This window comes from Lwoffella lincolnii, from assembly GCF_037201985.1.
GTDB classification, from domain to species: domain Bacteria; phylum Pseudomonadota; class Gammaproteobacteria; order Pseudomonadales; family Moraxellaceae; genus Psychrobacter; species Psychrobacter lincolnii.
In genome coordinates this window covers 747,855-771,825 of record NZ_CP147511.1, presented here as the reverse complement: position 1 = coordinate 771,825, position 23,971 = coordinate 747,855, and the positions used below count along the sequence as shown (strand labels likewise).

The window sequence follows — 23,971 nt, the reverse complement described above, 5'->3', positions numbered from 1 at the left end:
TTGATGGTTTGTTGATTGTGGTTTATTGATTGTGGTTTGTCACTTACGGATATGACTGTTTATAAATCACAAAATTTAAGCTATGATGTTAAATTGACATCTTAGCCCAACTTTTATTTTTATATTTTTATTGGATAACCCCATGCCATCAGCGTCTCATTCAACCAGCACACACGCTTCAACCACACAGGCTTCAACCAACCGCCATAAATTTGCCCCTTTAAAAAATGACCGCTTACTTAGGGCGTTACGTTTTGAGCCAGTAGATTGTACCCCTGTGTGGATGATGCGACAAGCAGGCCGTTATTTGCCTGAGTATCAAAACACCCGAACGCAAGCAGGCGACTTTTTAAGCTTATGCAAAAATACTGAGCTTGCTACTGAAGTAACGCTACAACCACTAAGACGCTTTGAGTTAGATGCTGCCATTTTGTTCAGTGATATTTTGACCATTCCTGATGCCATGGGTTTAGGGCTGTATTTTGTTGCAGGGGAAGGACCTAAATTTAAATACACGGTTCGCAAGCAGTCTGACCTTGAGCAGTTGCCCAAAGTAGATGTCAATGACGCATTGGGTTATGTGATGCAAGCGGTAACCAGTATCCGTAAAGAGCTTAATGGTAAAGTGCCATTATTTGGCTTTTCAGGAAGCCCTTGGACATTGGCGACTTATATGGTTGAAGGAGGCAGCTCAAAAGACTATCGCCATACCAAGGAGCTGATGTATACTAAGCCTGAGTTTTTGCATGCGTTGTTGGATAACGTGGCGGTGGTGGTTACCGATTATCTGTCGGCACAGATTGATGCAGGTGCTCAGGTGCTACAGTTGTTTGACAGTTGGGGCGGCGCATTGGGACATCGTCAGTTTATCGAATTTTCGCATCAGTACAACCGCCGTATCATCAGTGAGCTAAAACAAAAATACCCTCAAATACCGATTGTGCTGTTTACCAAAGGGGGTGGTCTGTGGCTTAATGTTCAAGCGGATTCACAAGCTGATGCGTTGGGCATTGATTGGACCATGCCCATTGATAAAGCCAGACAAATTTTAAGCGATGAACAAAGACACTTAACCAAAAAATATAAAAAACTACAACCCTCTAAAGCCATTCAAGGTAACCTAGACCCACTGACTTTACTTGGTGGCAAAGACACCATCAAACATGAAACCACTTTAATGTTACAAGACGCCTATCGACAGGGTGATAAAACAGGATATATCGCCAATCTTGGACATGGCATCACCCAATGGACGCACCCCGACCACGCCAAGGTGTTTATTGATACGGTTCATGAATATGCTCTTTAACTCATTAACTCACTGTGCTTCTTTAACGATGCTTCGGCATGGGTGCTGACAGTGTGGCATGTTAGCATGCTTATGCTGATGAGCTTAGCAATGCGTTTGAGCCATGATTTTAGGTCATGATTTTGGGTCATCACGGAAGGGAGTGAAGGGATTAGGGACGTTTATCTATTGCCATTCATTCTCATTTACCCTATTATCTGCCTTATGGTTATCATGCTTATCTGTTCTCATCATTTTGTATGAATGATGCTGCATTCATCTTGCCACTTATGTTTAGGAACGCCTTTTCATCATGACTCGGTCTCGATTGTCTAAACTTTCGCCCTTATCCCCCCCAAACAGCTTGCGTCATTGGGGCATGATGACAGGTTTGCTTAGTCTGTTTGCCATTGCCATGTTGGCAGTGGCGTTGTTGGTCGCTGTGTTTGCCTATCAGTTTGCTTACAAACAAGGCAAGCTAGATGCCATGACAGAAAGTGAAGTTACCGCTGATGGTAAACGCTTAACAACTCAATCATTACAAGACATCAAATTACAAAACGACATTTTACGCACCGAAGCTGACACCGCCAAGCAAGAGCGTGATATCAGCCTTACCAGCTTATCACAGCTCAGACAAGAGCTAGAAGAGCTACAAATCACCAATGAACAGCTTCAACAAAGTGTGGATATTTTTCATCAACGGATTGCAGACAGTGGTGGTATCAGACTGCAAGTCATCGGAGCAGAAATCGAACCTTTACCAGAAAATGCGTTTGAATATCGCTTTGATGTGCTGATGGTGAATAAAAACGGTTCATCAACCCCACTTACCCCAACGTTAAATTTGCTCACCGACACCAGTTTTGTCAATGTGCCATTAAAGCCAAGCCGTTATCAAATCAATGGAATATCTCGTATCCGTGGTCGTTTTATCATGCCAGATGGTTTTAACCCCATGCAGGTCAAACTGACCTTATCTGCTGACGGACAAGAAGTAGAACAGTTATATAACTGGCGATTAGGTAAACGCAAGGACAATGTGCCATTATCATTAGCCGAAATACCCAAGACCAATGAACGCCCCATCTCTCCATCTTAGGTGGTGGCGATTAAATCAACAATGCGTCTCAATTAACAATGCGTTATTTATCAGTGCCATTAACCATTAAACCAATCAACAAATTAACCAATAAATCAACCATCATCACCATGTTAAGCAAAATACCCAACCATCACGCCCATGCACAAGACTGGCATCTGCCTTTATCGCCTGTTCGCCATAGTCACACATATCCTGACAAAAACCATCTCATTTACGCCCATGATGACACCAACCGCCATGACAAAAAAGACACAGACATCATGCTTGCTGAGCCTGAACTGGCTAAGCCACCCATGTATGCGGTGGTGATGTACAATGATGACTACACCCCCATGGAATTTGTAGTGACGGTGCTACAATCTCAATTTCGCCATTCTGTCGATGAAGCGGTGCAAATCATGTTAAGCATTCATCATTTTGGTAAGGGCATTGCGGGCATTTTTCCCAAAGACATCGCTGAAACTAAAGCAAAAACCAGCAATGGGCTTGCTCGCAAAGAAGGTTATCCTTTACTGACACAAATTGAGCCGTATCAATGATGATTGCCAAAAACAGTGACCAAAAACGGTCGCCAAAACATTGATTTATCCTAAGCCACCATCATAATAAACGGATAGAATAATAAAAGAATAGGTTACACTGTCTGACCATACAGATTTTAGGGAAGCATCTATTTTTTATCATAAGGAATACCCATGCTAAGTCGTCATTTGGAAGTTTCTTTGCGTTTGGCTCTGACCGTAGCCAAACAACACGCCCATGAATATCTCACCGTTGAGCATTTGTTATTATCATTACTTGAAAATACCGATGCAGCCGATACGCTAAAGGCATGTGGGGCGGACATAACAACACTTAGAACAGAGCTTGAAGCCTATATTAACAGGCACACACCCACCGTTGTCAATGCAGATGAACAGCCACCACTGCCTACCCAAAGTTTTGACCGTATTTTACAACGTGCCATTTTTCATGTGCAGTCAGCGGGCAATAGACGCTTGGTTGAAGGCTCAGATGTGTTGGTATCCATGTTCTCTGAACACGACACGTATGCCGTATATTTGTTAAAAAAACAATCAATCAGCCGTCTGTCGCTGACACAATATCTGTCGCATCATGATAAAGCCAAGCAAAAAATGATGACTGGCCATGGTGAGCAAGACCGTGATAAAGCCAAAGAAAAAGACCCACTCAAAGAATACACCAATAACCTTAACCAACGTGCCAAAGAGGGTAAATCTGACCCTTTGATTGGACGTGAACAAGAAATCGAACGCACCGCCCAAATCTTGTGCCGCCGTCGCAAAAACAATCCCTTACTTGTCGGCGACCCCGGGGTGGGCAAAACTTCCATCGCTGAAGGCTTGGCATGGCTTATTGTCAATGGCAATGCCCCCAAACCCTTGTTAGACACCACCATTTATGGCTTAGACATTGGGGCATTGATTGCTGGCACTAAGTATCGTGGTGATTTTGAAAAACGCATGAAAGCGTTGCTTGAAGCGTTAAAATCACATGGCAAAGCGATTTTATTTATTGATGAAATTCATATGATTGTTGGTGCTGGTTCATCTATGAACAGCAACATGGATGTGTCCAATCTGATTAAGCCTGCCCTTGCCAATGGTGAACTTCGTTGCATTGGCTCAACCACTTTTACTGAATATCGACAAATCTTTGAAAAAGACCATGCCTTATCACGGCGGTTTCAAAAAATTGATGTGGTTGAACCCAGTGTGGCAGACACCATTGAAATTTTGCGGGGGTTAAAATCTCGTTATGAAGCGTTTCACCATGTCAGCTACACCGATGATGCGTTGGTTGCTGCTGCCAAACTGTCTGCCAAACACATTCATGAACGCTTTTTACCTGATAAAGCCATTGATGTCATCGATGAAGTGGGGGCATACAAACGCCTAAGCGAAAATACCACCACACAAAAAAATGCCACCACTCAATCTGACAGCATCAACACCATGGAGAATATGACCAATACAGATACCCACACACAAACACCACCACAAGCACAACAAATTGATGTGGCAGACATAGAAACCATCATTGCCAAACTGGCTCGCATTCCTACAAAACATGTCTCTAGCAATGATAAAGCCACGTTGCAACATCTTGATCGTGATTTAAAACGTTTGGTGTTTGGGCAAGACGAAGCCATTGACACATTGGCAGATGCCATTAAGCTGTCTCGTGCTGGGCTAAAGCCCTTGGATAAACCCATTGGTTCATTTATGTTTGCAGGTCCAACAGGGGTGGGAAAAACTGAAGTCGCCAAACAGCTTGCCAATTTGATGGGCATTGAGCTGGTGCGGTTTGACATGTCTGAATACATGGAAGCCCATACTGCCTCTCGTTTGATTGGAGCTCCCCCAGGCTATGTGGGTTTTGACCAAGGCGGACTGTTGACCGAAAAAATCAATCAAAATCCCCATTGTGTGTTGCTCTTAGATGAACTTGAAAAAGCCCACCCTGATGTCTTTAACTTACTATTGCAAGTGATGGACCATGGCACACTGACCGACAACAACGGACGACAAGCCAGCTTTAAACATGTGGTGCTTATCATGACCACCAATGTGGGGGCAGAACACATGAGCCGTGCGTCCATGGGGTTTACTCAACAAGACCATTCCAAAGACAACACCGAAGCCCTAAACCGTGCCTTTACCCCAGAATTTCGTAATCGTTTAGATGCCATCGTGCAGTTTGCACCACTCAATGATAAAGTCATCTTATCGGTGGTGGATAAATTCTTAGTTGAGCTACAAACACAACTAGATGATAAGCAAGTCACCTTAGAGATGAATGATGATGTCAGAGCATATCTGGCAGAAAAAGGCTATGACCGCCTGATGGGTGCCAGACCCATGCAACGATTGCTACAAAACGAAATTAAAAAACCACTTGCCAACATGATACTGTTTGGACACTTAAGTTCAGGCGGTACGGTACGTCTTAGCTTATTGCCAGATAATGCAGGGGCAGATGACAACAAGCATGTGGCATTTGATATTGATGAGGATAACCAAGCTCACGCACCAAATGGCCGTCTGTTACTCACCATCACAGAAACCTTAGATGATGATAAAACAGTACTGGAAGATGTTGTGATATGATTGACCACACTCAAGATATAATTTTGGATTGACCATGTCTTTATCACCCAATGTAAGCGCATTTTCTCCTACCCCCATATTGACCGAACAACAAATCGCCATCTTGGCAAATGTTCGCATGCCTGATGACTGGAAGTACGCACTGGCACACGAGCTGACTTCCACCAATATGGATAAATTACGCACATTTTTACGTGAGCAATATGCCAATGGCATCATCGTCTATCCCCCTGCCAGCCAAATGTTTAAAGCGTTTGATTTAACCCCCCTATCACAAGTCAAAGTGGTGATACTAGGACAAGACCCCTATCATGGGGCAGGACAAGCCATGGGGTTGGCATTTTCAGTACCCAAATCCATACCCAAACCACCATCGCTAAACAACATCTTAAAAGAGATGGGCGATGACATTCAGATTAATTACCCACGGCATGGCGATTTGACCCATTGGGCAACCCAAGGCGTGCTATTGCTCAACACATCTTTAAGCGTGGCAGAAGGGCAAGCAGGTAGCCATCAGGGGCAAGGTTGGGAAGTGTTTACCGATGCGGTGATTGAGGCGGTCAATCACCACACAGAGCATACAGTATTCATTTTATGGGGTTCAAAAGCCAAGCAAAAAGGCAAATACATAGATACGAACAGACATTTGATATTAACCGCCAATCACCCATCGCCCTTATCTGCCAATCGTGGCGGTTTTTTTGGCACTCGTCCTTTCTCCCAAACCAATACTTATTTAAAAAGACATGGCAAAACTCCCATTAATTGGCAACTGCCAGAATGACCAAAATGATGCGATGAACTCAAACCATCTATATTGGCATCAACAAGATGACAATCATCATGCCTTGGCATTAAACGCACAAAAATGGTGGCTGCCCATTGATTATCAGTTTATGACATTGGCAATACAACAAGCCGAACTGGCTGCCAATCATGCAGAAGTGCCTGTTGGGGCAGTTTTGGTTCGTCAAGGCAAGGTGCTTGCCAGTGGTCATAATTGTCCCATTGGTTGTGCTGACCCCACAGCTCATGCTGAGATTGTTGCTCTTCGACAAGCATGTCGCTTCATTAACAACTATCGCCTACCACCTGGTACCACTTTATATGTTACTTTAGAGCCATGTACCATGTGCGTGGGTGCATTGATTCATGCTCGCCTATCTCGTCTGGTGTTTGCTACCTTCGAGCCACGCTCTGGCATGCTTGGCAGTCAGCTTAATTTGGCACAATTGACCTGTTATAACCACCGCATCAGCGTACAAAATGGACTGATGCAAAGCCAAAGTCGTGATTTATTAAAACACTTTTTTCATAAGCGACGATAAAAAACCGCCAACCACCTTAACCTACTCTTAGGCAATTGGGTTAAAACGACCGACTAAGCTCCAAATAAAAATTTTGTTTGTTATGGCTATAAAGTGCTGGTAAGTTGCTGTTATTTTTACTGTAACGATAAGTCAGCTTTGGCGTTAATCCAAGCCAGTGAATGTCTTTGTGCCAAATGGAGGTTTGTAGGGTTAGGGTTTTATCTGTGCGATACACATCATCAGGATTAACCAGACGCAATAATTTACCATGATAACGCTCACGCTCAGCACTCACTCTACCTTGCACGGTCAGACCATTTGGCAATCTTTGCAACACCCCAAAATGTATCTTTGTGGCATGACTGCTTTTTGTTGCATCTTGCAGATGGCTAAGCTGATACCCCACGCCCAAAGAGTAACGACGATTTGGGCCATCTTGCAACAAAATGGTGTCATTCACATGATAACGCTTGCCATCATAACCTTGATAACGCTCGGTATAATTGCCTTTTTCCATGCGTGCAAAAAACGCATTTTGCCATTTATCATTGATCCGATGATGGCTGCCAAACGCCACGCCCTGACTGTCTTTTCTGGGGGATAATCTGCCATGCTGCTGATTGGTGGCAAAAATACGCCCAACAAAAGGTACGACATCAACATAACCTTTTTGGTGGTCTTTTCTTAGTCCAGCATGAGCAAAAACCGCCAGTTCATTGTGGCTTTTGTCATCATAAAATTTACCATCAACATCTAGGGCTGTATAAATACTCATGCCATGACTAAGCGGCGTGTATTTATTCACACCAAGCGATAAGGCAAGCCCATGAGCAGGTTTTGGGGCGTCTTTTTTAATGTTGGGTTGGGTGATGGTGGAGGCGGCGTTGATATTATCCAAATGCAGATAGTTGATGCCCAAATCCAAGCCCATTTTATATTTTTTATGCAAATGGCGACTTTGCGATAGCACCCATCTTTGTTCTTTTTTGCTTAATTTTAAAAAGTGGGCATCGTCTTTGAGTTCATCTAGCACCATTTGGGCGTGTTTATCGTGCTTGTTGGTCAGAAGCAAAGAGGCAAGTTGTAATTTCACCGCCGTAAGCGTCGGCTCTTTGTTGCTCAAATCGGTCAGCAGATTTAATGCCAATTTGGTATTACCATCACTTAGGGCAAGTTTGCTTTGGGCAAATAACAACAAAACATCATCTTGATAATCATCAGGCAGGCGGTCATAAAATGGCAATAACAAGCGTAATGTTGCCACATCATCTTGCACAATCGCTTGATGAAAGACATGATAAAATACCTCTGGCTGGGCAAGTAAAAAATTGACATCTACGATCGGTGGGGCAGATTGGTTCTCATTGCTCTGATTGATGGGCAAGGCATTGATGGGCAAGGGGCTTTTATCACTCTTTAAGCCATCACTGGTAAAACCATCGCCTAAACCATCACCTAAACCATCTGGGCTATCCAAACTGTCCAAATCTTTACCCAAACTTTCATCTGATAAACCATCAGCAGATGGCAGCTCATGCGTGGGCGTATGAATGGGCATATGATGGCTGTGGGCATACGCCTGTGCTGTTAATGTATCAACACAGAGCAATAACAGCAGCTGCTTTAAAAGTCTGTGCTTGACTTTTAAAGCAGGGTTGGTCTTTGATAAAAAACAGGTCATATTAAAACTTCATTTCAAGACTGGCAAAGTAACTGCGACCTGGTGCAATGTAACGGGTTGATTGGGTACTGCTTGCAGCTTCGCTGGGCAGTTGGCGTGCCGCCTCCCATGTGGTGTAGCGGGTGTTTAACACATTATTAATGCCAAGGCGGGCGGTGATGCTCTCAGTTGGGCTATAATAGCCTGTCATGTCCATTAAAGTATAGGCTTTGGGTATTGTGCGTGTTAAGGTTTGTGTTTCTCTTTTGCCATTTCTGATTCTAAGGGCACTAAGCTCATTTTCATCTTTTTGTTTGCTGTGCGTTAAAGTTGTGCCAATGCCCCATACTTGACTTGGGTGGTCATAGTTTAAACCGACCACATAGCGTGCTGGGGTGATGGCGTCCCAAAAAGCAGGGCGAGCCTGATACCAACCATCGGCATCTTTGGGTGCAATGTAATCAAATTTCCCCAATTTGGTATGACCATAACCTAAGGTCATTTCAAGACCATCTGGCAGTTTTGATGTCATGGCATGCAAATCCAGTTTGCCTTTGACGCTCACCCCTTTGATGGTGGCGTTATATAAGTTGGCAAATACCTCATCACTGGTTTTGGGCGTGGGCGGATTGCCAACACATTCATTGGAATCCAAATGAGCCTTACAATACTCTTGCTGGGCTTTGGTTAGGTTCGGTATGGCTTTATCTAACATGTCCTTGTAACGGCTTTTGAACATGCTCATCTCAATATCCCCCCAAGGGTGCTGATAGCGAAAGCCATATTCGTTGGTATTTGAAGTTTCAGGTTTGACATCAACCGCTCGTTTGGGGAAAGACACATCAGGGTCGTTTTTATGCTGGGCAGCGGTGCTGTTATAGTTGTATAACTCATAAAAACTTGGCGTACGAAAGCCTTTGGCAGTTTTATACAACAGGCTGAAATCAGGTGTCAGATGAACCGCCGCCCCAAAATTATAGCTTTTGTTGGTGTAAGTTTTGTTGATGATGTTTGAATCGGTGCTGTGAATGCGTTGTTTGTCCAAGCGTCCACCAAAACTTAAATCCACATAATCATTTGGTGTATAAAGGTTGTTAATGCCCACATATTGGTTACTGCCATGAATGGGGGCGCGTTCACATTCATTGGCATTGCCACAGGCGTCTTTTTCTTCTAAGCGTCCAAGGCGATTTTTGACAATCCACGCCGCCCCTGATTGCTTAAATTTGGCTTGCTCCTGTGCTGTCAGCGTGCTTTCATCAATGATGGCATCGCCTTGGGTGGTGTCAATGATTGTGCGTCTGCGGTTGTTGGCACGAAATTGGCTTTTAACTTTATCTGCACCAGCCAACACCGTCAAATCGTGCTGACCCAGCAGGTCAAAATTAAAATCAAGTTTGCCTGTCAAACTGGTACGCCCTTCTTTATAACGGTAATTATTTTGATATTCATAATGCCCAATTTCACTGATGCCACAATTTAAATCCACTTTGGGGTATTGGCTGCACGATTTTTTAATGTCATGGTTAATGATTTGGATATTTTGTTGATGTAGGTTTAATTTTGCTTGTTTAAACCATGGCGTGTCAGGCTTAAACTCAAAACCTAACCCATAGCGAGTTTTGCCATGCTCTTGGTTAAACACACTGCTTCTGGCATAAGCCAGTTTTGGAATGGGGGCGTCATTGGCCCCTGGTCTAAATGATGCTTGTGATGCATCATTGGCATTTAGATACTCTTGATAATCATCACAAAGGACAATGGAGCCGCCATTGGCAGGTTTACCGTCATTGCCCAATCTTGCCCCATGATAACTACAATGACGCATATCACGAATGTTGTATGTTTGCTTGGTGTCTTCTAATAACAGTTTGCTGACCAGATTTGGGGTGATTTTGATGTTAAGGCGTGCCAAATACGAGTCTGAACGATAGTCCATGGGGTCAGGTAACAATCGATAAATGCCTGTATAATCTTTGGCAGAAACAACCTCATGGGGGTGCATGGACGCCAAATATTGTGCTTTTTCAGCATCGCTTAACTCAGAAAAATTGCGATTGCCGATACCATCTGGCAGGGCTTTGGTATAAACATAAGGATATTGTACGCAGTTTTTTGGGTCATCACTTGCCAAACAGCTTTCGGTGATGTAGCTTGTGCCTGCAAACAGTTCATTGGGCTTTCTTAAATCATATTTTTGTTGCCATGCACCCAAGCGATATAGGCTTTGGTTGATGCCATTTAGGTCGCTGTGTGCTTTGTTTTCTTTGCCTTTACGGTAGGTATACTGCACCATCGCTTCCACACGCTCGGTTTTACCTGCCGCTGCCAGCGTCTGACTAAAATGGTCATTTTTGCTGTTATAAGTGGTTTTGCTTTGAGCGCCAAGATTTTTACCAGATTTTAAGACATCGCTCACATCTTTGGTGTGAAACGCCACCGAACCGCCCAACGCACCAGAGCCTGCTTCTAGGGCATTACCGCCTTTATTGATGGCAACAGCGGCAATGTTTTCAATCTCTATCTCGTTCATCGCCCCAGAGCCTGCACCAGCTCGTTTGGTGGATTCATCTTTGTAAGATTGAATTTGGGCAATGCCATCTACGGTAATCCCCACTCGGTTTTTATCCACGCCATGAATGGCAAATCCGCTGCTGCCACCACGCCCCTGCTCAACCACACTCACCCCAGTTTCATAACGCACCAAATCACGAATGCCCTGTACTTGTTCTTTTGCCAGCGTGTCAGCGGTTTTGACTGTTTTGCCAAGCCCTGTTACATCGGTGTCAAACCGAGAAACAGGGGCAGATGGGGCGGCGGTTACTGTGATGGCATCTAAATAGACGACAGGGGTTTTTGTGTCTTTGGCATCAGAGTTGGCATCTGTCTGAGTGTTCTCTTGTGCCCAGACGGATAAGGGCAAAACTGCCACACCAAATAACGCCGCTTTGATGGCAAGGTTTAAGCGGTGCGTGGTCATGGTATGGACTGATGGTGTTTGTGTGATAGATTTTGACATAAAAAATCCTAAACTTTATTTTCTATTTTCTGGCGGTGTTTTATCAAGGTATTATCTGGGGTTAATCCAAAGAATTCGCCCAAGGCATTGTCCTAAAACATTGTTTCAAGGCATTGTTCTAAGACGCTGTTTCAAAGTGCTGTTTTAAGACATTGCCAAGGGCGTCATCAACTGTCGGTCAAGCGACCAAACAACTAAGCGACTAAACGACTAAGCGATGATGGGGGGAGCTTTATTTGATCTCTTTATCTTTAACAGCCCCAAAGACAGCCCCTGCTTTTTTGGCGGGGTCATTGATGCCATCGCCTTTGTCATAGTGTAACTGTCCTGCCAACTCTTCGCCATCTGTGCCAAAAAATTGCCCTTTAACATCAATGTCTGTGATGTTGTACAAAAATCCGCCACTGTTGTTATTGCCTATTTCATGGCGATAATTGGACACATCGGCTTTGGCGGTAAAGGCAGTGCCATCAATCTTGCCATCTTTAATATCAAAGACAATATGACCATTATTGTCATTGAGATTGCCTGTCAGGCTGTTGGTGTCAAAGTTTACATCAAACTTAGCCTTATTTTTACCATCTAAGGAGAAGGTTTTTTCATAAGTAGGCTCGTTAATGGGCAAGTGCTTGTTGGCAAATTCGGGGCGAATATCACCTTTTTGATACACATTATTTGCACCATCATCATCGGCGTCTGCATCATCATCTTGGAGGTCAGCAGATGCGGTCAAATCATCGTCATCATCTTCTGGGGTGAAGTCTTTGGTTAACAGATAACCTTGATGACCTTTTGCCTTGATGATCTCTTCTTTATCGCTATAACCTTTATCCTTTTTTTGAGTAAGATAGCCTGCCCAAAGACCGTTGTAGGTGAATTGACCTGCCGTGGGCAGCGTGGTGCTGGTATCGGCCCTACCGCCTTGCACAAAATAACTGCGTGTTGGGGTTTGGTTGGCATCGTTATACAGCGTCTCGCCAAAACTGATGTGCTGATAGCTTTTGGCACGAATGGCGGTATACGGCTTATCGCCTTTGGCTTCTTGTAACACGATGGTGGTAACTTTGTCTTTATTTAGTTTGGCATCAGGGTATTTTTCTTTAATGGATTGGTTAGCTTTGACAGCATCGGCAGGGGCTAATTTATTAACACTGCTGGCTGATAGGTCATAATAGTTGCCATTAAAATAAAATTTATCATGTTGCCCAAAATAAGCTGGCACGGCTTGGGTGCTGCTGCTGACTTTTTTGGTGAACTGCTTCTCTGGCTTGCCCCACGCATATTCATAATATTCTTCATTATTACTGACAGGGACAGTCCCATCTTCAATTTGTTCATTGATTTTATCATTTAACTTTGCTTTATCAATGATTTTACCAATCGTTTCATTATCCACAAAACTGGTGTTGGGTTTTTCAAAGCCTGCACTAAAATACACCGTTTTTGTGGCGGCAGGCTCGGTCTTTTTGTCTCGTTTGCCACCAAAGACCACATAAGTTGCGTTGTCATTGGATAAAAATTTACCCGCCAGCTCATCGCCCGACTGACCATAAAACCCGCCTTCTAGCGTATCTGAGTTGGGATTTGGGTTGTTTGGATTGGCAGCATTAGAGAACAGCTCTTTGATAAAAGGTGCGGTTTGTGTGTTTTCGTTAACCAAAGATTTGGCTGTACCGACAAAGCGGTTGCCTTTGATTTTGGCATCAATTTGATACACATCGGTTTCATTGACTTTTTTGGTAGTGTCAAATTGGCTTTTAATATAGTCGCCTTTATTATTTTGCTGATTGGGATTATCATAATAAGACAGCTTGCCTGTTAATGAGTTTGTGTCAAAATCCACCTGATAAGTGGCAGGCGTGTGCTTATATTGAAAGCCATTTAGATAAATGTGGGCGGCACTGACGACATCGCCCTCGTTGGCCTTGCCACTGGCATTGAGATAGACCCCCACTCGATCATCTGCTGCTGAAAGGGCGGGGCGTTTTTTGACATCACTTAGGTATAGCCAGTTGCCTGTGTAGTTAAATTTACCAGCACTGGGCAGCTGGCTGCTGGCATTTTCTCCATGATAAAACAAAATGGGCATGGGTTTGGGAATGCGGTCTTGCTCATTTTGATTATCGGCATTTTTTTGGGTCAGGCTGCTTCCTTGTAGTTCAAGATATCCAAAACGGATATTTTCATAAGCATCGGTGGGCTTTTCGGCTTTGGCATTATCAGCTTGCTGATGATTGATGTGAGTGTTGTTGTTGGAGGGTGTTGTTAAGTTGCCATAACCATACACTTTAATGGTGTTTATCTTTTGGGGGTCAAAACGATGGCGTTCACTGTCTAAGTGCAAATCAGACAATGCAGGAAATTTGTTAAAATACAAGGGTTTGATGTCATTGGCGGTGATGGGCTGACGCAAGTTTTTACCTGCTCCGATGCCATCAGGGCGATGGGCATCAATACCAACATATAATTTGCCTAGCCACTGCTGTATCAAATCATTGCTATAATCTGGGTCATTTTTTGGGCTGGTATCACGAATCTTACCCATCACAAAAAACCCTGCGGCGGCGGCAGTCTTTTGTGATTGTGTCAGTTGGTTGTTATCGCCATTTGGGTCAGTTGTGCTGGTGTTGTTATCCGTGTTGTTGCCCTGATTATTGGCGTTATTGGCATTATTGGTGTTGTCATGACCTGTGTTCGGTGTTGGTGAAACCGTGCCTTGGGGCAGTTGGGTAACATTGGGTGCATTGGCACTGATGTCATCAGAATGGCAGCCTGTCATCAGAGCGGCAGCAAAAATACTGGCGATGGCAAGGCTAAGGGTGCGTTTTTGGTAGAAAATATGGGGGGCTTTGACAGTACTCATGGTGATGTCCTTACTAGAATGTAAACCAAACAAACCCTTGCTAAATAAGCAATAAAGTCTCTTAACGATAGTAAATGATAATTGTTATCAGATAATAACATAAAACATAACAAATTTAGCAAGTTATTTTCTAAATTTTATCTGATATGCTAAAAACTGCTTCAAAAAATTTACTACAGAGTAACCCTTTTTCCTAACTTATCGCCCTAACACAAGTTTACACACATTTCTACCGTACTAATTTTTATCGAACCATTTGGTTTTTAGGTTTACCCTTTTTTAGGTTTACCCTATTGAACTGCCAAGGTGGTTTTTGCTATCATATTAGGTTAAAGTACAATTTTACTTTATTGACAATTTGCCAACCACCACTACTTTAAGAACTCATGCCCAAAACCCATCAAAGCTTATCCGCTACTTCCATCAAGACCACACAAATGACTTCACGTTTCCCTGTCATTACCATAGACGGACCAAGTGGCTCAGGTAAAGGCACGGTATCATGGCGACTTGCCAATACTTTAGGATACAATTTATTGGACTCTGGGGCATTGTATCGTATCATTGGGCTACAGGCTTGGCAGTCGGGTCTGTTACCCACGTCAACACAAGTTTTACAACATCATGATTCACATCATGGTCAGTTAGATGAAAATGCTTTAGAAGCATTAACCCAATCTTTACAAATCACCATGACCCCCAACCAAACCACTCAACAAGTGGACATTTATGTCAATGGTGAGCTGATGGGTACAGACATTCGTAATGAAACGGTTGGCAGTTATGCGTCTCAAGTGGCAGTACTGCCAAAGGTGCGAACTGCCCTACTGGATTTACAAAGAAACATGGCGTTGCACGCTGGGGTTGTTGCTGATGGACGAGACATGGGAACGGTGGTATTCCCTAACGCAGATGTCAAGGTATATTTGACCGCATCGGCACAATCACGAGCCTGTCGGCGAGTCAAGCAACTTATCATGCAAGGCAGTATTCATCCACAAGATGAAGTTGGCATATACACACAGACATTACAAGACATTCAAGCACGTGATGACCGAGACGAAAGTCGCCGTGTTGCCCCCAGTCGACCTGCTGATGATGCGTTGTTACTTGACAGCTCACAGATGAATGCCGATGAGGTTTATGCTGTCATAAAACAGCATTGCCAAGCTAAGGGCATTTGTTTTTAACTTTGGACTTTTTAGATTTTAATTTTTTTAGATTTTAATTGATGTTTCTTTAATTGATGTTTCTTTAATTTTAATTGATGTTAAAAAACACATTTTAAATCGCTGTTTTTTTGCCAAAATAAGGATAAAACCAGCTTCTTTCTTATCTTGGCAATCACTTGAACCGTACTGTGCTGGACAGGCTACGGCCATATATAGGTATGAACAATGGAATCATTTGCTGAACTATTTGAAGCAAGCCTTGGTGAACAAGGCTTAGAGATTGAACGTGGTGCTGTGGTGACAGGGCACGTTGTGGCAATCGATGCAGACTGGATTACCGTGGACACGGGACTAAAATCAGAAGGTGTGGTTGCTCGCTCTGAGTTTGTCGATGAAGACGGTGAGCTTGAAGTAGAAGTTGGCAGCACGGTAGATGTGGTTGTCGAAGCCGTGGACAACGGTATGGGACAGACCTTATTGTCACGTGAAAAAGCAAAACGTGTGGAAACATGGCATGCTTTGGAAGAATTATTTGAAAATGACGAAATTGTCAAAGGCACAATTTCTAATAAAGTTAAAGGCGGTTTTACCGTTGACATTGGCTCAGTCAGAGCGTTCTTACCAGGTTCATTGGTTGATGTACGCCCCATTCGTGACACCACTCACCTTGAAGGCAAAGAGTTAGAATTCAAAGTCATCAAACTTGACCAAAAACGCAACAACGTGGTGGTCAGTCGCCGTGCGGTCATGGAAGCTGAAAACTCAGCTGAACGTGAAGAATTGCTCAACAAACTTGAAGAAGGCATGGAAATTGACGGCATCGTCAAAAACTTAACCGACTACGGTGCGTTTGTTGATTTGGGTGGTATTGACGGTTTATTACACATCACGGACATGGCATGGAGACGCATCAAGCACCCTTCTGAAGTGGTTGAAGTGGGTCAAGACCTAAAAGTTAAAATATTGAAGTTTGACCGTGAGCGTAATCGTGTCAGCCTAGGTCTAAAACAACTGGGTACTGACCCATGGGACAACCTAAGCGAAACTTATCCCATCGGCACCATCACCCCTGCTCGTGTTACCAACTTGACCGACTATGGCTGTTTTGCTGAAATTGCTGATGGCATAGAAGGTTTGGTACACGTCTCAGAAATGGACCACACCAACAAAAACGTGCATCCTTCAAAAATCGTCCAAGTGGGTGATGAAGTCAACGTCATGGTACTTGACATTGATGAGGAGCGTCGCCGTATCAGCTTAGGCATCAAACAAACCTTACCCAACCCTTGGGAAGAGTTTGATAAAAAATATCAACGTGGTGATAAACTGACTGGCTCAATCAAGTCAATCACTGACTTTGGCTTATTCGTTGGCCTAGAAGGTGGCATTGATGGTTTGGTACACTTATCAGACATCTCTTGGAACGAGTCAGGCGAAGAAGCCATTCGCAACTACAACAAAGGCGATGAAGTCGAAACCATGGTATTATCCGTCGATGCTGAAGGCAACCGCATCAGCTTGGGCATCAAACAGCTAAGCTCAGATCCCTTTATGGAATATTGTGCTGTCAATGACCGTGGTGCGATTGTCAAAGGCAACGTTAAAGAAGTCGATGCCAAAGGTGCAGTCATTCAGCTTGCCGATGATGTAGAAGGTTACTTACGTGCCTCTGAAATCAACCGTGACCGTGTGGAAGATGCTACCAAACATCTAAACGTCGGTGATGAAGTTGAAACCAAAATCATCAGCATGGATCGCAAAACTCGCAACATCAGTTTATCCATTAAAGCCAAAGATGAAGCTGAAGAACGTCAAGCCATCAAAGAGCTGAGCAACACTCAAGACACTCAACCAAAAACGCTTGGTGATCTCATCAAAGAGAAAATGGATGACTAATGTGTCATTACTGTTGATTTGATTACTCATCGATATGATGTGTAAAAAGAGCGGTCGATTGACTGCTCTTTTTTTATGACATTTTAATTAACTTAATTAACCAAAGAATAAGGAATGTTTATGAAACCATCTTGCTTATCTGTCATTGCCATGCTGGCCATCACCTTATTGACCGCTTGTGCTTCAACATCACCAAGCTCATCAAATTTAGGTGGCGTTAATGGCACTCATGTTATCCACACCAGCAAACATCTTGGCATGTCAGTGTTGAAAACAGCGGTGAATCAGTATTGTTTGTCAGAAATTAAAAACAACACGTATTACCAAACCGCCAGCCTTGTGTTGAGCAAACAACAACAAAATCAAGTTGCCAGCAGTGTCTGTCATTGCGTTACCGAACAAGCCCCACAACAAATCACCGTGGCTGATGCGACCCATGCTGCATTAGATGCCAATTACCGCAGTAAATTGGTTACTCGGGTGGTGTTAAAGTCACTACAGACGTGTGCGATAAATTTTGTGAAGCGTTGATGACGGGCATCAACACCAGCATCAATTGACACCAGTAAAGACGTCAATAAGGCCATCTCATTTGACCAATGATAACACCGCTTCGGTCAAGGCAAATTGACGGATATCGGTCAACATGGTGGTATCAAAGTTATGCACATAGACCATTGACAGATGTCGACTTGGATCACACCACGCCACCGAACCATTATAGCCCATGTGCCCAAACCCATGCGTTACGTCATGGCAGACGCTAAAAATCCGATGATATCCTAATCGCCATGCCATGTTAGCTGGCATCACCGCATCATGATTTTTTGGGGCAGCAAGGTTTTTTTGGACAGCAAGGTTTGAGGTTGATTGCTGTGTTGCTATTGTGGACAGCTGTTCAAATGTTTGTTTATCAATCAGCATGTTGCCTTGATGATAACCACCACTTGCCAGCATGTCATAGATGGCAGCCAAGGCATTGGCAGAAGCCACACAGTTAGCTGCAGGGATTTTACTCGTCAACACGTCTTGTTGATGATAATTAATTGCCACTTTTCGCTCAGGTGTCATGGCAGTTTTATAATGCTCGATTGACATGTTTTTGCCATTAAAATACAACCCATTGATGCTTGCGGTATTCACTTCTTGCTGATGAGTGTTGATAAGAGCTTGCCAACAATCATGGCTTGGCAAGCTTTGGTAAATTGCCAAAATCTCTGGCGTGTCTTGTCTATATGTTGGCTTATGATGGCGACTTTGTTGACCATCGGTTTTGTGATTGGTCTGTTTGTCGCCATCGTCCTTGCCGTCAGTAAAATACGCTTGTGGCACTGCCATGGTATTTATCAAGGACTGGGGCAATTCAAAAAAGATTGACCCTTTGATTCCTAAGGGCTTAGCCAAATAAGTGTCTAACGCTTTTTGTAATGACAAATGTGTGACCTTTTCAACCAAGCCACCCAACACCCAGCCACTGACCAACGCACTATAGGCACTCAGATAGCCCACATGCCCTTTTGTTGGCATTTGTTCGACTTTTTTTAGCATTTGTTGCCAATCAAGCAGTTCAACATTAGAGCTGGCAATGTCAGTAATGGCAAATAATCCCGCTTGATGCGTCAGCACAGCACGCAAGGTAATATCCGCTTTACCATTGGTTGCAAATTCTGACCAATAATGCCCAATGGGTTTATCGTAAGCCAACAGCCCTTTTGACACCAACATATGAATGAGCGTTACCAATACGCCTTTACCTGTTGAGTAATTTAAACAAAGCGTGTCAGCCGTCCAAGGTAGCAAGTTACCATCTATGATATTGGCTGTCCCCATTGATGTGTTTAGCACACAATGACCTTGGTGATGCACCACAAAACTGCCACCCAACGGAGCAAATGGCCGTTGTATGTCGGTAAAGATTTTTTCCAGATTATGAATGACGCTGTCAGTGGGCATGGCAGTAACAATTTATCCAAAGGTCTGTCTATCCAAAGGCTTGTCTATCCAAAAAACTGCATAAACAAGATTAAACTTGAGTGGCTGTCAGATTTATTTGACTGATGTCACTGGAGTAATTATTCCAGATAAATGTGGCCTGCCATTTTTGGCACTGTATAGAGCAAACTGCCTTGTTTTATCCTGACTTGTTTTATCTTGACTTGTTTTATCTTGACTTGTTTTATCCTGATTTTGACTTGTGTTTGGCTTTTGGGTTACCAATTCAACTTCAGCAGGCAATAAGATGGGCAATTTAAATGATACGTCCACGCTATAGGCAGTCGGTAAATCATTGATTTGTGCCAAACATTTGGCTTTTGACCACATGCCATGAGCAATGGCTTTAGGAAACCCAAAGGCTTTAGCAGATAAGGGGTGAATGTGAATTAGGTTAAAATCCCCTGACACAAAGGCATAACGACGACCGATGTCTTCTGGCACTTCAAAGATTCTCACCACCGCATCATCACGATTTAGGCTGTCTGTGTTGGTTTTTTTATCACTTGGTTTTTTTGTTTTATTGTTGGCTTTTGAGCGTGAAAGATAGGTGGAGACGCCTTCCCATATCAGCTCATCATTTTTACTGACTTTGGTAACAAAGTCGAACTGCTGACCTTTATCATGGTCTTGCAGGTTATCAAGCTCAACACTTAGACTCACCACTTCATCATCACCAATGGGGCGATATTGAGTCACTTTATTTTCGACATGCACCAGCCCAAGCATGGCAAAGGGGAAAGCTTCTTTTGCCATCATGTTCATCTGCAATGCTTGTGATAACACCGCATAGTAGGTGATTGGCACATTGCCTGTGTTATAAAATCCACAAATTTTGCGATAATCATCAAGATTGTCTTTATCCAAACTTAAGTCATCTACTTGATAACGGACTTTGGGTAACTGGTCTTTGCTGACTTTGGGTTTGTCTCCAACAGGCAACAGGCTTTTGATGATGTTGGCGTAGGTGGTATGTACTTTGGGTAATTCTTTAAAAATTTTGTTGTTAACTTTATTGTTGTTAACCTTGTTGTCTGATTGTGAAGCCATAAAATCATCCTTTAAGAACACAACTGTAAACTCATATGATACCGTAAATAGGCATGTTGTCCAATAAGTGAAAGACCATTAACCGCTGGATTAATGGTCTTAGTCATCATTTGTTACAATTTGGCTTATGCTCCAAGTAAGCTTTGCCCGCACACACGCACGGTATTGCCATTAATACCACCTGAGGCAGGAGAGGCCAACCACGCAATCGCCTCTGCCACGTCCACAGGCAAACCGCCTTGACTCATTGAATTCATACGACGACCTGCTTCACGAATGGCAAAGGGAATGGCGGCGGTCATTTGCGTTTCGATAAACCCTGGTGCAACCGCATTAATGGTCATGCCTTTGCCATTGGCTTGCAACTGGTTGGCGGTGGCATTCACCAAACCGATGACCCCTGCTTTTGAGGTGGCATAGTTGGTTTGCCCCAAGTTACCTGCAATGCCAGAAATAGATGACACACACACAATGCGAGCGTTGTCATTTAAGGCATCATTTGCTAACAGATGGTCGTTAATTTTGGCAATGCTGGCAAGGTTGATGTTAATGACCATGTTCCATTTTTGTTCATCCATATTGGCAAGTGTTTTATCACGAGTTACGCCAGCATTATGAATGATGGCATCAAGTCCGCCACGTTTGGCAGCAGCGTTGGCAATTTTTTCACCTGCGTCATCGGCGGTGATGTCAAGCAACAGTGTAGAGCCACTGATTTGCCCTGCCACTTTTTGTAACTCTGACTGCTGTTGTGGCACATCTAAGCAAATGACATGAGCCCCATCACGAGCCAATACTCGAGCAATGGACTCGCCAATGCCACGGCTTGCCCCTGTAACCAGCATGGTTTTACCCGCTAATGGTTGTTGCCAATCAACGCTGACATGTTCTCCCTTGTTCACTTGTACCACTTGACCTGACACATAAGCTGAGCGAGCAGACATGAAAAAACGCAAGGTTGAATCTAAATGTTGTTCTTGTCCTTTTGCCACATAAATCAGTTGAGCGGTGATGCCTTTTTTAAACTCTTTTGCAATAGACTTCACAAAACCCACTAACGCTCGCTGAGCCAATGATGCTTGAATGTCATCAAGCTCTTCTGGTGGGCGACCCAATACAATCACTCGACCAGATTTGTCGATACGGCGAGCAATGGGGTGAAAAAATTCATAAATAGTGGTTAATTCATCAGCATTATTGATATTTGTTGCATCGAACACAACGACTTTATATTTATCTTTGCCACCTGTGTCAGCCTTTGCATCTACGCTGGCATTGGCAAGAGCATCTTTGATGCCATCACTGGCGTTAACATACACATTGGCATGGACATCTGCCAAAATGTGAGCCACTGCATCACTTAGCGAGTTATCATCTCCTGCTGCTGAGCCCACCAGCACATCACCACGCACCACAGGCTTGCCCATATCAAAGCGTTCTAATTCTACAGGTAATGGTAAACCAAGGTTTTTTGCTAATTTTTTGCCAAGATTTGATTGTACAAATTCACCGTAACGGTCATTCATGATTCTATCCTTAATAAATAAAAACACATAAAAAACATCAAAACAAAAAATACACCTGCTTGTTAACGTATGTTTGTTAACATGGTAACTTATGATAAAATCAAAAGCAAAGTCATACAATAAAAGTTATACAATACACGCTGATTCATAAAACAATATTATCATCTTGTGTTTTATCATTTTGTATCATCTTATATTAACGTTTTGTAATCACGTTCGTTTAAACCCCCACTTAACTGACCCAACCAAAGGAATCCCCATGAGCAACAGCACCATCATCAATACCAAAGTTATCAAACAAGTTACCGAAACTGACCATAACCAAGAGCCTAACTCACCATCTTTAAATGCTCAAGACACTCAAGATGAGCATGACACGAATGACCAATCAACGGTCAGCGAATCAACAGCAAGCAAAACACAAAGCAACGTCACACAAAGCAACATCACACAAAACAACACCAGCCTTGAACAGTTCGCCAATCAATCAAAACAACGCAACGCTTTAGAACAGATGACGACTGCCCAACCACCAAATACAGAAGAAACACAAACAAGTACAGATGAAACAAAAACAAAAGCTGTAGACACGGTCAATACAGCAGATGCGGCAGGCAAACACGACATCAAACATGACATCAAAGTCGCCATCTTGGGTGGCAACCGCATTCCTTTTGCACGCTCAAACAGTGTCTATGCCGATGCCAGTAACATCGACATGTTAACCGCCGCCTTAAATGGTTTGGTCGAACGCCATGACCTACAAGGCAAGCGTGTGGGTGAAGTGGTTGCAGGAGCGGTACTGAAGCTAAGCCGTGACTTAAATCTGACTCGTGAAGCGACATTAAATACCGCCTTAGACCCACAAACGCCTGCCTATGATGTCTCCCAAGCCTGTGGCACTGGATTGCAAGCAACCTTTGCAGCAGCTGACAAGATTGCCTTAGGCATCATCGACTCTGCCATTGTAGGCGGTGTTGATACCACATCAGATGCACCCATTGAACTGGGTGATGGTCTGCGTAAAGTACTTATCAAGCTTGGGGCAGCTCGCACCAACAAACAACGCTTGCAAGCCTTATTACAACTTGACCCTAAAGACCTCATCAACGCACCACGCAATGGCGAACCACGCACTGGGCTGTCCATGGGTGAGCATCAAGCCATCACTGCCTTAGAATGGGACATCAGCCGTGAAGCTCAAGACGAGTTGGCGGTTAATAGTCATAAAAACTTAGCAAGAGCCTATGAACAAGGCTTTATGGACGATTTAATCACCCCTTATAAAGGGTTGACTCGTGATAACAATTTACGTCCTGACTCAAGCCTTGAAAAACTGGCAAAGCTTAAGCCTGTCTTTGGCAAGAAAAACGCCAACCCAACCATGACCGCTGCCAACTCAACCCCATTGACTGACGGTGCGTCTTGTGTGCTGTTAGGCACAGACGAATGGGCAGAAAAAAATGGCTTACGTCCCCTTGCCTACATCACCAATCACGAGACTGCTGCCGTTGATTTTATTGGTAAAACTGGCGTAACCGAAGGCTTGCTCATGGCACCTGCCTATGCTGTGCCTAGAATGCTTGAGCGTGCTGGTCTAAGCTTACAAGATTTTGATTTTTATGAAATTCATGAAGCCTTTGCTTCTCAAGTGTTATCCACCTTGGCAGCATGGGAAGACGACACATTTTGTCAACAGCGTTTGGGGCTAGAAAAAGCATTGGGCAGCATTGATAAAAGTAAACTCAATGTTAATGGTTCATCACTTGCTGCAGGGCACCCATTTGCCGCAACAGGTGGGCGAATTTTAGCAACTGCTGCCAAGCTATTAGACCAAAAAGGCTCTGGGCGTGCGTTAATTTCTATCTGTGCCGCTGGCGGTCAAGGTGTCACCTGCATTTTAGAAAAATAAACGCCAGCACAACATGACACAAGCACCATAATAAAAGCATAAAA

Annotated in this window: 16 protein-coding genes; 10 read left to right on the top strand and 6 right to left on the bottom strand. The window is 43.6% G+C overall.

The genetic code is table 11. The annotated features are described in order from the left end of the window. Positions 1-142 precede the first annotated feature (142 nt). The 6 genes from hemE to tadA all read left to right on the top strand — a co-directional run bounded on the left by hemE (position 143) and on the right by tadA (position 6,855). Positions 143-1,309, top strand: coding sequence for a uroporphyrinogen decarboxylase (hemE, locus tag WDM69_RS03490; protein WP_338755692.1), 1,167 nt, complete (start codon positions 143-145; stop codon positions 1,307-1,309). Between the two features lie 292 nt (positions 1,310-1,601). Continuing rightward, positions 1,602-2,390 (top strand): hypothetical protein, encoded by a 789-nt coding sequence (locus tag WDM69_RS03485; protein WP_338755691.1) that lies wholly within the window; start codon positions 1,602-1,604, stop codon positions 2,388-2,390. A gap of 38 nt (positions 2,391-2,428) precedes the next feature. Further along, positions 2,429-2,932: an ATP-dependent Clp protease adaptor ClpS gene (locus WDM69_RS03480; RefSeq protein WP_338755690.1), complete on the top strand. Its 504-nt coding sequence runs from the start codon at positions 2,429-2,431 to the stop codon at positions 2,930-2,932. Positions 2,933-3,088: 156 nt separating this feature from the next. Next, positions 3,089-5,524 carry an ATP-dependent Clp protease ATP-binding subunit ClpA gene (clpA, locus tag WDM69_RS03475; RefSeq protein ID WP_338755689.1) on the top strand — a complete coding sequence of 812 codons (2,436 nt, stop codon included), beginning with the start codon at positions 3,089-3,091 and terminating at the stop codon, positions 5,522-5,524. A gap of 34 nt (positions 5,525-5,558) precedes the next feature. Then, the gene (gene ung, locus WDM69_RS03470) at positions 5,559-6,311 is read left to right on the top strand and encodes a uracil-DNA glycosylase (RefSeq protein ID WP_338755688.1); all 753 of its coding nucleotides are present in this window, start codon (positions 5,559-5,561) and stop codon (positions 6,309-6,311) included. 13 nt (positions 6,312-6,324) lie between these two features. Next, positions 6,325-6,855, top strand: a complete 531-nt coding sequence (gene tadA, locus WDM69_RS03465; protein ID WP_078306239.1) for a tRNA adenosine(34) deaminase TadA — start codon at positions 6,325-6,327, stop codon at positions 6,853-6,855. 40 nt (positions 6,856-6,895) lie between these two features. On the opposite strand, the gene WDM69_RS03460 is transcribed toward tadA, so the two are convergent. From WDM69_RS03460 to WDM69_RS03450, 3 genes are all read right to left on the bottom strand, one after another. Then, on the bottom strand, positions 6,896-8,518 hold the full coding sequence (locus WDM69_RS03460; RefSeq protein ID WP_338755687.1) for a surface lipoprotein assembly modifier: 1,623 nt from the start codon (positions 8,516-8,518) through the stop codon (positions 6,896-6,898). Position 8,519: 1 nt separating this feature from the next. After that, positions 8,520-11,516 (bottom strand): lactoferrin/transferrin family TonB-dependent receptor, encoded by a 2,997-nt coding sequence (locus WDM69_RS03455; protein ID WP_338755686.1) that lies wholly within the window; start codon positions 11,514-11,516, stop codon positions 8,520-8,522. A 232-nt stretch (positions 11,517-11,748) separates the two neighbouring features. After that, positions 11,749-14,379: a transferrin-binding protein-like solute binding protein gene (locus WDM69_RS03450; protein ID WP_338755685.1), complete on the bottom strand. Its 2,631-nt coding sequence runs from the start codon at positions 14,377-14,379 to the stop codon at positions 11,749-11,751. Positions 14,380-14,765: 386 nt separating this feature from the next. Here WDM69_RS03450 and cmk point away from each other — a divergent pair, with 386 nt between their 5' ends. The 3 genes from cmk (at position 14,766) to WDM69_RS03435 (ending at position 17,978) form a co-directional block, all read left to right on the top strand. Then, entirely contained in the window at positions 14,766-15,569 is an 804-nt protein-coding gene (gene cmk, locus WDM69_RS03445) for a (d)CMP kinase (RefSeq protein WP_078306235.1), read from the top strand. A gap of 207 nt (positions 15,570-15,776) precedes the next feature. After that, on the top strand, positions 15,777-17,447 hold the full coding sequence (gene rpsA, locus WDM69_RS03440; protein ID WP_078306234.1) for a 30S ribosomal protein S1: 1,671 nt from the start codon (positions 15,777-15,779) through the stop codon (positions 17,445-17,447). Between the two features lie 120 nt (positions 17,448-17,567). Next, the gene (locus WDM69_RS03435) at positions 17,568-17,978 is read left to right on the top strand and encodes a hypothetical protein (RefSeq protein WP_078306233.1); all 411 of its coding nucleotides are present in this window, start codon (positions 17,568-17,570) and stop codon (positions 17,976-17,978) included. A 57-nt stretch (positions 17,979-18,035) separates the two neighbouring features. Here the strand turns inward: WDM69_RS03435 and WDM69_RS03430 are convergent, their stop codons facing one another. From WDM69_RS03430 to WDM69_RS03420, 3 genes are all read right to left on the bottom strand, one after another. Continuing rightward, complete coding sequence (locus WDM69_RS03430) at positions 18,036-19,400, bottom strand: serine hydrolase domain-containing protein (RefSeq protein ID WP_078306232.1); 1,365 nt, start codon at positions 19,398-19,400, stop codon at positions 18,036-18,038. A 93-nt stretch (positions 19,401-19,493) separates the two neighbouring features. Next, on the bottom strand, positions 19,494-20,489 hold the full coding sequence (locus WDM69_RS03425) for a MaoC/PaaZ C-terminal domain-containing protein (RefSeq protein ID WP_338755684.1): 996 nt from the start codon (positions 20,487-20,489) through the stop codon (positions 19,494-19,496). A gap of 125 nt (positions 20,490-20,614) precedes the next feature. Continuing rightward, on the bottom strand, positions 20,615-22,015 hold the full coding sequence (locus tag WDM69_RS03420; RefSeq protein WP_338755683.1) for a 3-oxoacyl-ACP reductase: 1,401 nt from the start codon (positions 22,013-22,015) through the stop codon (positions 20,615-20,617). A gap of 514 nt (positions 22,016-22,529) precedes the next feature. On the opposite strand from WDM69_RS03420, the gene WDM69_RS03415 reads away from it, so the two are divergent. Next, positions 22,530-23,927 (top strand): acetyl-CoA C-acetyltransferase, encoded by a 1,398-nt coding sequence (locus WDM69_RS03415; RefSeq protein WP_411350841.1) that lies wholly within the window; start codon positions 22,530-22,532, stop codon positions 23,925-23,927. Positions 23,928-23,971 lie beyond the last annotated feature (44 nt).